The 12,848-nt window shown below is 28.2% G+C and carries 14 protein-coding genes and 1 pseudogene; 2 read left to right on the top strand and 13 right to left on the bottom strand.

The features are described from left to right. Positions 1-8: 8 nt before the first annotated feature. Together Q3304_RS18925 and nifV are read right to left on the bottom strand one after the other, a co-directional pair. A complete protein-coding gene (locus Q3304_RS18925; protein WP_074179210.1) occupies positions 9-1,934 on the bottom strand; it encodes an aconitate hydratase in 1,926 nt (641 codons plus the stop codon). A gap of 24 nt (positions 1,935-1,958) precedes the next feature. Beyond that, complete coding sequence (gene nifV, locus Q3304_RS18920; protein WP_054269452.1) at positions 1,959-3,152, bottom strand: homocitrate synthase; 1,194 nt, start codon at positions 3,150-3,152, stop codon at positions 1,959-1,961. Positions 3,153-3,596: 444 nt separating this feature from the next. On the opposite strand from nifV, the gene Q3304_RS18915 reads away from it, so the two are divergent. Then, positions 3,597-4,724 (top strand): DEAD/DEAH box helicase, encoded by a 1,128-nt coding sequence (locus Q3304_RS18915; protein ID WP_227832446.1) that lies wholly within the window; start codon positions 3,597-3,599, stop codon positions 4,722-4,724. 222 nt (positions 4,725-4,946) lie between these two features. Here Q3304_RS18915 and Q3304_RS18910 read toward each other — a convergent pair whose 3' ends face one another. From Q3304_RS18910 to Q3304_RS18885, 6 genes and pseudogenes are all read right to left on the bottom strand, one after another. Further along, on the bottom strand, positions 4,947-5,336 hold the full coding sequence (locus Q3304_RS18910; protein WP_407814827.1) for a DUF5071 domain-containing protein: 390 nt from the start codon (positions 5,334-5,336) through the stop codon (positions 4,947-4,949). A 173-nt stretch (positions 5,337-5,509) separates the two neighbouring features. Further along, positions 5,510-6,499, bottom strand: a pseudogene (locus tag Q3304_RS18905) (hypothetical protein); the annotation flags it as partial. Positions 6,500-6,690: 191 nt separating this feature from the next. Continuing rightward, positions 6,691-7,077: a BlaI/MecI/CopY family transcriptional regulator gene (locus Q3304_RS18900; RefSeq protein ID WP_407814828.1), complete on the bottom strand. Its 387-nt coding sequence runs from the start codon at positions 7,075-7,077 to the stop codon at positions 6,691-6,693. A 28-nt stretch (positions 7,078-7,105) separates the two neighbouring features. Then, entirely contained in the window at positions 7,106-7,495 is a 390-nt protein-coding gene (locus Q3304_RS18895) for a BlaI/MecI/CopY family transcriptional regulator (protein ID WP_407814829.1), read from the bottom strand. Between the two features lie 514 nt (positions 7,496-8,009). After that, positions 8,010-8,186 carry a hypothetical protein gene (locus tag Q3304_RS18890; RefSeq protein WP_407814830.1) on the bottom strand — a complete coding sequence of 59 codons (177 nt, stop codon included), beginning with the start codon at positions 8,184-8,186 and terminating at the stop codon, positions 8,010-8,012. Between the two features lie 103 nt (positions 8,187-8,289). Next, positions 8,290-8,496, bottom strand: a complete 207-nt coding sequence (locus tag Q3304_RS18885; RefSeq protein WP_227483473.1) for a helix-turn-helix transcriptional regulator — start codon at positions 8,494-8,496, stop codon at positions 8,290-8,292. Between the two features lie 180 nt (positions 8,497-8,676). Here Q3304_RS18885 and Q3304_RS18880 point away from each other — a divergent pair, with 180 nt between their 5' ends. Then, on the top strand, positions 8,677-8,877 hold the full coding sequence (locus Q3304_RS18880; protein ID WP_407814831.1) for a hypothetical protein: 201 nt from the start codon (positions 8,677-8,679) through the stop codon (positions 8,875-8,877). A gap of 288 nt (positions 8,878-9,165) precedes the next feature. Here Q3304_RS18880 and Q3304_RS18875 read toward each other — a convergent pair whose 3' ends face one another. The 5 genes from Q3304_RS18875 to Q3304_RS18855 all read right to left on the bottom strand — a co-directional run bounded on the left by Q3304_RS18875 (position 9,166) and on the right by Q3304_RS18855 (position 12,779). Continuing rightward, positions 9,166-10,992: a cell wall-binding repeat-containing protein gene (locus tag Q3304_RS18875; protein ID WP_407814832.1), complete on the bottom strand. Its 1,827-nt coding sequence runs from the start codon at positions 10,990-10,992 to the stop codon at positions 9,166-9,168. A gap of 237 nt (positions 10,993-11,229) precedes the next feature. Further along, positions 11,230-12,069, bottom strand: coding sequence for an N-acetylmuramoyl-L-alanine amidase (locus tag Q3304_RS18870; protein WP_407814833.1), 840 nt, complete (start codon positions 12,067-12,069; stop codon positions 11,230-11,232). Next, on the bottom strand, positions 12,066-12,326 hold the full coding sequence (locus Q3304_RS18865) for a phage holin family protein (RefSeq protein ID WP_407814834.1): 261 nt from the start codon (positions 12,324-12,326) through the stop codon (positions 12,066-12,068). The genes Q3304_RS18870 and Q3304_RS18865 overlap by 4 nt, the downstream gene beginning before the upstream one ends. Positions 12,327-12,342: 16 nt before the next feature. Then, positions 12,343-12,573, bottom strand: a complete 231-nt coding sequence (locus Q3304_RS18860; protein ID WP_167640267.1) for a hemolysin XhlA family protein — start codon at positions 12,571-12,573, stop codon at positions 12,343-12,345. 35 nt (positions 12,574-12,608) lie between these two features. Beyond that, on the bottom strand, positions 12,609-12,779 hold the full coding sequence (locus Q3304_RS18855) for a hypothetical protein (protein WP_021362020.1): 171 nt from the start codon (positions 12,777-12,779) through the stop codon (positions 12,609-12,611). Between the last annotated feature and the right edge of the window lie 69 nt (positions 12,780-12,848).

Genomic DNA, 12,848 nt, shown 5'->3' with positions numbered 1-12,848 from the left:
TTTTCATACTAATTAGATTGATTTTTAGTGTAATTTAATTTTCCACCAGCTTTTAATACATCAACTTCTTTTGCTGATAATTCTGCCTTAACTTTAAAAGAAGTTCCTTTAGTTGTGTTTTTAACTTCCAAAATTCCACTATCTAAATTATCCAAAATATTTGGTATCTCAAGATTATCTAAAAGAGATAAGTTTTCATAATCTTTCTCATCACAGAACTCCATTGGAATTATACCACTATTTATTAAATTAGCTTTATGGATTCTTGCAAAGCTCTTTACTATTACCCCTTTTACACCCAAATATAATGGTGCTAAAGCTGCATGCTCTCTACTTGAACCTTGCCCATAATTATCTCCACCAACTATAAATCCACCATTATTGTCTTTTGCTCTTTGAGGAAATTCTGTATCTACAGTATTAAAACAATAGTTTGCAAGATATGGTATATTACTTCTGAAAGGAAGTAATTTAGCATTTGATGGCATTATATGGTCAGTAGTTATATTATCTTCTGTCTTTAGTATAATTTTTCCATCTATAGACTGACTTAACTCTGTATTAAGAGGGAAAGGTTTTATATTAGGACCTCTAACTACTTCTACATCACTACCTACATCAGCAGGTTTTATTATCATGCTATCATCTATTAAAAACTCATTTACATCTAAGTCTGTAAATTTAATATCAAATTCTCTTGGGTCTGTAAGTTCTCCTTTTATTGCACTTACTGCTGCCACTTCTGGGCTCACTAAGTATACTTGTGCTGATAAAGTTCCACTTCTTCCATAGAAGTTTCTATTGAAAGTTCTTAAAGACACAGAATCAGTACCTGGAGATTGCCCCATTCCTATACATGGACCACAAGAATTTTCTAATATTCTAGCTCCAGAACTTATTATATCTGCCAAAGCTCCATTTCTAGCAATCATCTCCATAACTTGTCTTGAACCTGGTGCTATTACCAAACTCACATTCTTATGTACCTTATTTCCTTTTAAGATTTGAGCTACTTTCATTAAGTCTTCATAAGAAGAATTTGTACAACTTCCTATTGCAACTTGGTCTATTTTAATTTTTCCTATGTTTTCAACTTCATCTACATTATCTGGGCTATGAGGTTTTGCAGCTAATGGTTTTAATTCATCCAAGTTTATAGTAATCTCTTCATCATAAACTGCATCTGCATCTGGTTTTAGCTCTATCCATGCATCTCCTCTTCCTTGACTTTTGAAGAATTCTAGCGTTTTTTCATCGCTTGGGAAGATTGAAGTAGTTGCTCCAAGTTCAGCTCCCATATTTGTTATTGTAGCTCTTTGTGGAACAGATAAACTTTTTACACCTTCTCCACCATACTCATAAACTTTACCTACTCCACCTTTTACAGTTTGTTTTCTCAATACCTCTAATATTATATCTTTTGAAGATACCATATTGTTTAATTTTCCAACTAGATTCACTTTACAGACTTTTGGTGCTTTTATATAGTATGCTCCTCCTGCCATGGCAAGAGCAACATCTAACCCACCAGCTCCAATTGACATCATGCCCACACCTCCAGCAGTAGGTGTGTGGCTATCAGAACCTAAAAGTGTATCTCCTGGTGTTGAAAATCTTTCTAAAAATACTTGATGGCAAATACCATTTCCTGGTTTAGAGAAATAAACTCCATATCTATCTGCCACTGTTTGTATATATTTATGGTCATCTGCATTTTCAAATCCTTGTTGTAACATATTATGGTCTACAAATGCTACACTTCTTTTAGTTTTTACTTTATCTATCCCCATAGCTTCTAATTGAAGATATGTCATTGTTCCAGTAGAATCTTGTGTCAAAGTTTGGTCTATCTTTATACCAATTGAGTTACCAGCAACAGCTTCTCCATCTACTATATGTTTTTTAATTATTTTATAAACTATATTATCTCCCATATTTTCCTCCTAAACAATTATATCTTAAATGTATGAACCTCTAACTGCTTCTTCTTCTGTTGTTTCCTTCTCATGTGCTAGTATATCACAATATAATTGAAGAATTTCTTTGTCCATTAAACTTCTTTTTAATCTTATTGATGTAGCTCTTATAGCATTTAATAGTTTGGTAGCGTTTTCTGGAGAAATATACATTTCGTATTCACTCAACTTATTTACAACTGCAGCTCTTCCTGAATGTTTACCTATTACTATTTTTCTTTCAAGATTTACTTCACTTGGGTCAAATGGCTCATAGTTATGTGGGTCTTTTAATGCTCCATCTGCATGTATACCAGATTCATGTATAAACATGTTATCTCCAACTACTGGTTTCCATGTAGGAAGAATTCTTCCTGATGCCTGTGACACATACTCACATATTCCTCTAAATTTTCTAGTATCTATGTTATTTAAATCACATTTATAAATACACTTAAGTGCCATTAAAACTTCTTCTAATGCTGCATTTCCTGCTCTTTCACCTAATCCATTTACTGTAACTCCAACATAATTTGCTCCTGCTGCTATTCCTGCAAGTGCATTTGCAGTTGCCATCCCAAAGTCATTATGTGTATGCATTTCTATGTCAAAATTAGTTCTTTCATAAAGAGTTTCTATTGTATTCTTTATAGAAAAAGGATTCATAACTCCTACTGTATCACAGTATCTAAATCTATCTGCTCCTGCTTGTTTTCCAACTTTTATAAATTCAGTTAAGAAGTCTATGTCTGCTCTTGAAGCATCTTCTCCATTTACTGAAACATATAATCCATTTTGCTTTGCAAATTCAACTGTTTTAGCCATATTTTCTAAAACCCAACCTCTAGAAGTTCTCAATTTATTTTCTATATGAATGTCAGATACTGATATTGATATAGCTACTGCATCAACGCCACAAGAAATAGATTCTTCAACATCTTTTATTACTGCTCTATTCCAAGCCATTATATCTGATTTTAAGTTTCTACTACATATGTGCTTTATTACATTTTTTTCATCTCCACCCATAGTAGGTATACCAACTTCGATTTGGTCAACACCTAGGTCACTTAACATTTCAGCAATCATTATTTTTTCTCTATTTGCAAATACAACCCCAGCTGTTTGCTCTCCGTCTCTTAAAGTAGTATCTACTATTTTTATTTCCTTTGCTCTATCTTTTGATATAATGCACATATTAATGCCCCCCTTAGTATACTTTTAATTTTAAAAACATTCGCTTTTATTTTTCATTGATACCTCTAACTTATGATTATTTTTTTATTTTTTATTCATTTTAATTTCATTTGCAATTTATTTTTTTGCCTTTTCATATCTTGTAATCTATTATATTACTTTATATCATTTATTGCACTATATTTTTTCTTTTTTGTGAAAACTTCTTAAAAATGAAAGTTATTATGTTTTTCTTGCATTTTAATTTAATTTTTAAATAGGTTTATTTTCAAAAAACCTTTAAAAATAAACCTATAAAATTCCTACTAAAATTTAATTTAAGATACATTCCATTTTAAAGTATCTTCATGTATTTCTAAACTATATAAATAATAATCAAAAAAATTACTAAAAATACTTACAAATATGATATTATTAATTGATTAATAAAAAAGAAAATTTTTCATGAAAGGTAAGATAATAATGGATTTCAAAAGCTTAGGGATTAGTGAAAATACAATAAATATTCTAGGAAAATCAGGAATAACAGCACCTACACCTATACAAAAAGAAAGTATTCAATTGATAAAAGAAGGAAAAGATGTTATAGCAGAGGCTCAAACTGGTACAGGAAAAACACTTGCTTTTTTGCTTCCAATATTTGAAAATATATCATTAGATATAGATGATATACAAGTACTTATACTCTCTCCAACAAGAGAACTAGCTATTCAAATAACAGAAGAAGCTATAAAACTTAAAGAATCTAAAGACGTAAATATTCTAGCAGCTTACGGAGGAAAGGATATTGGTTCTCAAATAAAGAAACTAAAAGGAAATATCCATATGATTATAGCTACACCAGGTAGACTTTTAGACCATCTAAATAGAAAAACGATTGACCTTAGTAAGTTAAAAACTTTTGTTTTAGATGAAGCAGACCAAATGTTGCTTATGGGATTTAAAAATGAAGTTGAAGCTATTTTAAAAGAAACTTCAAACAAAAAGCAAACATTATGCTTTTCTGCAACTATGAATTCTCAAGTAAAAAAATTAGCTTATAGATATACGAAAAACCCAGTTATAGTTTCTATTCAAAAAGAAGAAATTACTCTTAATAATATAAAACAAGAAGTAGTAGAAACTACAGATAGAAAAAAACTGGATGCTTTATGTAAAGTTTTAGATGAAGATAATCCTTTTATGGCAATAATATTTTGTAGAACTAAAAGAAGAGTTGACAATCTTGAAGAAGCACTTGCTATAAGAGGATACAATTGTCAAAAACTGCACAGTGATATTGCTCAATCAAAACGTGAAAGAATAATGAAATCATTTAGAAATTTAGATATACAATACTTAATAGCTACAGATGTTGCTTCTCGTGGTCTTGATATATCTGGAGTTAGTCATATATATAATTACGATTTGCCAGAAACATCAGAGGACTATATCCATCGTATTGGTAGAACTGGTAGAGCTGGCGAAGAAGGCTATACATGTGCTTTTATTGACCCTAAAAATGAACGAATGCTAAGTGAAATAGAAACAGCTATAGAATCTAAAATTAGTAGAAGAATTATAGAATTGTAATATATAGACTACTTAAAATGCCAATAGTATATAAACACTATAATATACAGAAAGTAGATATCAACTTTTTCTTTATTATAATACTATTTTATATTGTATAAAAAAGCTGTAACCTTTATGATTACAGCTTTTTCTATCTATTATTAATTTTATATTACCTGTTTTCAAGTTGTTTAATATTAAATTTTACAAATAATCTAAATAAACATACTCAACTATTATTTATAATATTCTTTTTAAGAATACTTTTGATATTTCATCTACCTCTGCTTCACATTCCCATTTAGTTGGATTTTCAGCGATTCTCTTAACAAGTGGAATTATAGGTTCAAGATTTTTATCTACAAACAGTGGCAAAAGACATGAAATTATCCAATATTTCCAGTCATCATCGTCTTCTGAAAGAACATCCATTATTAATGGAGTAATTAACTCTTGATGTAGAGCCAAAACAGGTAAAATTTCTTTTGCAACAGGCCAGTTATAATCTTGCATCCATTCCAATAATCTATAACAAATCGGCCTTATGTCTTCATCAGATAATAATTTTAATTTTTCGATATTACTATTATCAAATTTATCTTTAGGGAGCAATTCTTCAATATTTTCCATAACTTAATTCTCCTAATAAATATATTATGTTCATTATATTTTCCAAATTTTAATTTATCAATTTATTTTTCAACCCTATTTTATCATATTTAAATAGTAATATACTCTATTTTTTTGACTATATTTTCAACTTATTAATTAAACTATCTCTTTTATTTAAAGTGCTACTCACCTTATAAATTTTCAATATTTTCGTTTAATTCGGCTGGCCATTTAGCTTCTGGATGTTCCTTTGCGAATTTCTTATTCTTATAATGGCCTAATGTAAGGAAAGGAATTACTATAGTGAATAGACCCAAATAACCACAATATCCATATCCATATTTAACTATATTACTTAATCCTGTAAGAGATATAAGCATTGACACTACCATTATTGCACAGGCTGTAAATACCCTTCTCTTCATTTTTGAAGAAAGGAAAGAAAGTCCTTTATGGTCTTCAAATCTATTTACAAGACCAAATATGGTAGTTACTCCTGTAGACATTAAGCAAAGGAATAATGCAACATTGTAAATTATATATATAGTATTATTTCCAGATTGACTTGCAACATAAAGAGTAGGAAGTGTTGTTTGACCAGCAGCAGTAAATTCTTTATACCATCCCATTAACATAGTTACAGCAAGCCCTAACGCAACTGCATTCATAATAAATGAAACCACCATTGCTTTAGTCGCTTCTTTTGAGTTTTTAAGAAGTGGTCTTGAACATCCTGCAAGTGTTGGTATAACAACTGACTGAAAACCTGCATAAATAAAAGTATTGAGTATTGGCTTGATATATCCTGGTGTGAAACTAGTTCTATTTGATAATATTCCTGTTATTTCTGGTACCTTAGCTTTTATCCCTACAATAAAAATAGTAAGTGTACATATTAGTATAGCTATTGTCATTGCTGTAGCTGCTTTAGATACAATCATAGCTCCAAATATAGTAAAGGCAAGAAGCACAATTCCTATAATAAATACAGATACAAAATAATTCATACCTATGCTTTGGAATACTGCTGCTGCACCTGCTATAACAGCACTTACGGCTATTAAAACCATTAGATAGTAATATATTTCCCATATTATTTCAAGTTTTGGATATGGACTCCAAAGTTCACAAAATAAATCCTTATAATTCCTACAATTATTATTATTATACATTATAATAACTCATATTCTATTTTTATACAATTATTTATTGAAATTCCAACGTTTTAAATTTATTTTCTAATACTTATGTCAGTGAAATGTCAGTAAAATATTTTATCCACAGTTTTTACATAAGTTTTCCACAACTTATCCCCAATTTTATCCACAAAACAAAAGGTAGCTACTATTAATTGCTACCTTTTAATCTATTTCTATTCTTCATCTTCTTGCCAGCTTCTTATCCACTCCTCGAGTGCATCTAATTTATCATTACTTACATCTTCTTTATCATGTAGTTTTGAAATTAGATTTGAAATAGGATTATTATGTAAACCTCCAAAGAGTTTTTTGGTTTCTGATTTTAAATATTCTTTTTCTTTTATTAATATTGTATAATGTGTATGTTTTCCTATTTTTTGAGAAGCTAAAAAACCTCTTTTAGTAAGTCTTAATAAAAGTGTAAGTGTTGTAGTTTGTTTCCAGTTATATTCCTTTTCCATTCCATCTACAACGTCTTTAGATACTACAGTTTTATATCCAGAGTTCCACATATATTGCATAATTTTAAATTCTGTATCTGGCAATTTTTTATTTAACATAATACATTCCCTCTTTCTATTATACAAATTACTTTTTCCCTAATTCTTTTGCGCTTTCTATAAATGCTTTTATTTGCTTATCTGTCATTTCTTCTTTTCTGTGTATAGTAGAAAACATTCTTATAAAAAGATTCTCATATTTGCTTGTATCTCTTTCTTCTTTTCTAGCATTTAAATACTCTTTTTTATTTACTAATACTTCATAACTAAATTGAAAACCTATCCTCTTCCTTTTTAATGTTTTCATCTTCACTAATCTTTTTAAAAGAATTTCTGTAGTGCTTTTCCTCCATTTATACCTGTCTTTCATCGCTTCTATTATTTCTTTTTTAGATAGAACAGACTTTTTCCTCCATAAGTATTCCATCATCATTAATTCCCCTCTACGTAGTTTGTTAACTACCTCTTGTTGCTCCATTTTATGTCACTCCCTCAGTCTAGCTTAGATTAATAATAGGAGCTTTTTAACACAAAAACTACAGGTAAAATTTACCATATATTCTACTATTTTAGTTTGTTTTTATATATAAAAAATATTATTCATATCTACAAATTTATTCAATTTTCAAACACATATGTTGAATAATAATTAGTTGTATTGTATTGTTTTAATTGTAGAATAATGCTGAATTGGTAAAACTAAAGGAATTTAGTGGTATAAATATTTATTAAATAAGACTTGTAAAATGAATTATAAGTTATATTGGTAAGTTATCAAAAACATATACTCTTTTGGTTTTGTGAAAGTTTTTTAGGTGGGCAATAATATATATACTTAGAGATAAAATAAAATATATTTCTAGTATTCATAGTTTTATTTTTTGTTAAAATGCGATATAATAAAGATGTAAAATCGCATCAAAAATAAAAAAGAAACTACAATCTATTAGCCTAGAGCGAAGTTTCAAATTCAAAATAATTTAAGTAATGATTTATTCATTGAAATCGTCTTGATTGCCGTCAGGACGATTTCTTAGTTTATGTAAAGATTCTTTTAATTTACTTATAGAATCTAATAATCTTGTTATAGACTTTACTATTGTTGTAATAGATTTTATTATAACAGTAATATAATACGCTATAACAAGTATAAACATAAGTGTTTTCATATACTCACCCCCTTTCATACGAAGGTGATTTCTGAAAACTTTCGCCCTTAGATTGTAGCCTCTTGCATTTTAATTATAACATAATTTTACAACTATCAAATATCTATTCTATGTCTTTTTTTATTTCTATAATATCGTTTGGAGTACATTCAAAAGCTAAACATATTTTTTCAATCACTGCTAATGCGACATATTCATTCTTACTTAATTTTGAAAGAGTTCCATTACTTATATTTGCTCTTTCTTTAAATTCCATTTTTTTTATATTTTTATCAAACATCATTCTCCATAAAGGTTTATATGAAACCATCTTATCACCTCTCTTGAATAAATGATAACATCAATTTTCTATAATATCAAAATAAATTTCTATTTTATTAGAATTTTATATTGACATACACTTTAAGACATATTATATTTATAATAAGTTAGAAATTATTTCTATAAAATCAGAAATAATTCTAACAATAAAATTAAAGGAGTAATATAAATGTGTTTCAATACTTACATACTTAAAAGACTTGTAAATAACAAGCAACTAGAAATAACTCGAAGTTTTGACTTAGATAATCTTATTTGTACTGCAACAGAAATATTGAAAGATAATGAGATTGATTTGATAATTATTGATGAAAAAAACAATGTTGTTTGGAGAAATGAAAAAAGCACTCCCGCTCATGAGAATGCTTAGTTGCAATTATAGAGGTGTATTCCAGTACACTTCTATTTTTTTATTATATCATAAATTATTGATAGTTTTAAGTAAAAATAGAGCTAATACAATCGGTTTTAAGATAGTTCGAATAACTTTCTTGAATATTTGTACCTTTGTATGAGTTGATGGTAATTGGAAATAAAAAAAAGAACCCCTTTTGGGTGCTTTAAGTGTGAGAAATATACTATAGAATTGAATTATTTTAGAATGTAGATAGATTTGTGTAAATCTATCTACATTCTCTTCTAATTGCTATCTTCTAATTTATTTAACTAAGTTTTCTATTTCACTAAATGCTTTCTCATTGCCATTTCCGCCAATTTGAGTTATATTTCTAAATTCTTTTTTATTTATTAAACTTTCTTGAACATCTCTTATTCCATCTCCAACTAATATTACTGGTGATTCTGTCTTACCTGCAAGTACTCCTACAGATAAAGCATCAACTAAATCATCTTCTCTGTTTTCTCCATTTTTCGCAATATATAAATTGTCTAAAACGTTATTATCATAAAAATAGTCTATTACTTTTGAATTAGTTTCTGTTCTATCTTCTCCTGCTATTTTAGTTACAGATGGAAGTTTATCTTCAATATCTTTATTAAATAGACTATCTCCACCCACTACATATGTTTTTGATATATCCTTATTGTCAATTAATTCTTCTATTGCCTTCATATCATCATTTTCATTAGTAAGAAGTATTGGCATTTCCTCTCTTGCTGATATGGCTCCCATACTTACTGCATCAGCAAGTCCTTTTTCTCCATTTACTAAAACTAATTTAGACAGTTTATTTTCTTTATTTAACTCTTTCGCAAGTTTTATTGAAGTATCATATCTATCATTACCAGATATTCTTACTATATTTAGATTTTTATCTTTTAAATATTTCTCAATATTAACATCTACAGAGTTGAATCCACCAATTATATATATGTTTTTTGCACCCAATCTACTTATTTCATTTTCTGTTAGTTGATTTAAACTATTATTTTGAGTAAGCAATATTGGAGCATTTTTAGCTTTTGCAAATGGTGTAGCTGATAGTGCATCTGATATACTAGAACTATTTATAAGTACTACATTATCTGCATTATCCCAACCTTGTTTGCTTATTTTTATTGAAGTATTGTATCTATCAGAACCTACTAATGAATCTAGTTTTGTTACTATTGGAGCTGGAGTATTAGAACCTCCTCCAGATGGTTTTTTTGGTTGTCTCTGATTACTCCAGTCAAGACTAATTAGATTTACATTCTTACTTGTATCTAAAGTCTTTAACATATTATCAGTACAACGTAAAGTCTCAAGCGCTATATTTTCACTAACATCTAAACTTTTCAATTCATTACTACTGCAATCTAAGATAGAAAGTTTTATATTTTTACTAACATCTAAACTTTCCAATTCATTACTATTACAAAAGAAGGTCTCAAGCGCTATATTTTCACTAACATCTAAACTTTTCAAGTTATTATTATTACAATATATACAAAAAAGCTTTTTATTTTTACTAACATCTAAACTTTTCAAGTTATTATTACGACAATCTAAATAAAAAAGTTCTATATTTTTACTAAAATCTAAACTTTCCAATTCGTTATCAGAACAATATAAAAAAGAAAGGTTTATATTTTTACTAATGTCTAAACTTTCCAATTTGTTATCACTACAATCGAATTCATAAAGGTTTAGATTTTTACTAATGTCTAAACTTTTTAGTTTATTTTGGTAACACATTAGAGTCTCTAATCTAACAAAGTAATTAATTCCAGATAAATCTTCTATTGATTTTTGGCTTACATCTAATGATCTCATAAATTCAATTTGGCTCTTGGTTCCAGAAGTTATAAGAGCAGTTTCATCTGCAATAGACAAAGTAGTACAAAGATATGCTCTAAAATTTGCATCTGGAAAAGCTTGTACCATTGTTAATGTTTCTAAGTCAGGCGCAACAGTCCTATTTATTGTTTGTTTTTCTAAATTACTACTCATTTTAATTTCTAGTGCATTTACTCCTACTACAGAAGATAATGCTGTCATTATTGATAATGATAAAATAAATATTTTTTTGTTTTTATATTTCACTTTATATTTCCCCCTCTAGAAATAATATTATAAATTTATTATATTATATTATTCTAAAGTTAGCATATTTTTCTAAAATTAGCAATAATTCTAAAACATATTTTATATTCCCTTTATAATTTTTACTTTTTCGAATGTATTCTTTATTTTACATCAATTTTTTAATTAAATTATCTTTATAATATTCACCAAAGATATATTTATAGCTTTATAATAATTTTATGCAAAGCATCTACTCTATTTATTAATAAAATCCAATGCTTTGTAAAGAGTATCAAATCTATCATTGCCCTTTATCATAGTATATTTTTCTTTGGTTATAGAACTTATCTTATTACATGCTCCTCCACCTACAACATATAAATTCTCCGTCTGACCTGGTACATAATCTTTTATATCACATATTAATATTTTACCATCATTATAACCCCAACCAACTATAGTCGCAGGGATTTTGTCAACCTCTCCGTCATAAACTATTGTATGTTTATACATTTGCTTAACTCCCTCATTACTTATATTTTTATTCAATGTACCTTCTACAATTAACTTAGCAATACCTTCATACCCAAACTTCTTAGCTTTCTCATAATCATCTTTATTGTCACAAAAGAAACTTTCTATTAATATTGCTGTAGGTTTAGAACTATTTAAAATATATAAACTTTTATCTAATTTAGCTCCTCTGTTACCTACTTCTTTATCTCCTTTTTTTCTTATGAAAGGTTTAGATAGTTTATCTACTACTCTTTGTGCATATTCCTTCCCTTTTTCACTATAGTAAAATACCTCTGTTCCAAAAGCTCCTACACCACTTGAATTTAAATGTAACTCTATAAGTAAGTCATATCCTCCACTATTAACTTTAGGTATTTTATAAGACTTTTCCTCACTCTTAGTTTTAAACTGCTTTTCGGGGCATATTATTACATCTACCTTATGCCCTTCTTTTCTGAATGTATCTGCCAATATTGGTGCAAGAGATTTATTATATTGATACTCGTTAACTACTCCATCAGCAGAAGTACATGCTCCACTTTTTAAAATACTATGTCCTACTGTAATGCATATTTTCATTGTTTATTTTCCTCCTTTAATTGTTTGTAAGTTTGATTTATACCTATTGATATACCCCAACAAATTACACCTTGTAAGACTGCATCAGCATTTAATCCTAACATCCATACTGAGAAACTTATCCCAAGTGTTAATAACACTACTGGAATATATTTATTATCTAGTTGTTTATACTTCTTACAACCTGCTCCTATAACATAAAGAGCAGCTACTAAAATTAGCAACTGCTCTGGTATAAAACTTATTAAATTATCCATTTATTTAACCTCCTAATTAAAATATTCCTCTCTGTATTGCAAATATAAAGAATCCTACAAGTGTTGTAATCATTGTTCCAATTAGCCATTTGAGCATACTTGTAAGTGAGTTTAAATTCTCGCATAGTGCCTTTAACTCTGCTTTAGACTCTATATTTGCTATCTTTAATTCGTCTATTTCTTCTCCATGCTTATTTATTGTTACCTCATGTCGTTTCAAATCTGAGTTGAAAAGTTCTTCATTCATGAAAACCTCCTTATTAATTGAAATAAAAAAAGAACCTATACTGTTGGTTCTACTGGTGTTTCTTCTTTATTTAATAAACCTGTTAATTCTAAATACTGTTCCTCTGTAATCCTGTTTACTGCATAAAATACATCCATTTTATGTTGTAAATCTTCCTTTGTACTATAGTTCTTTTGTTCTATCATTAATTTTAATAAGTTATACATATTAATTCCTCCTAGATATTGTTATTTAATTTAATATTTACCACTTCAAATGCTGTGTTTACTATCTCG

It is taken from the genome of Clostridioides sp. GD02377, from assembly GCF_045899875.1.
Taxonomy (GTDB): domain Bacteria; phylum Bacillota; class Clostridia; order Peptostreptococcales; family Peptostreptococcaceae; genus Clostridioides; species Clostridioides difficile_A.
This window is presented reverse-complemented; position numbering and strand designations above follow the sequence as displayed.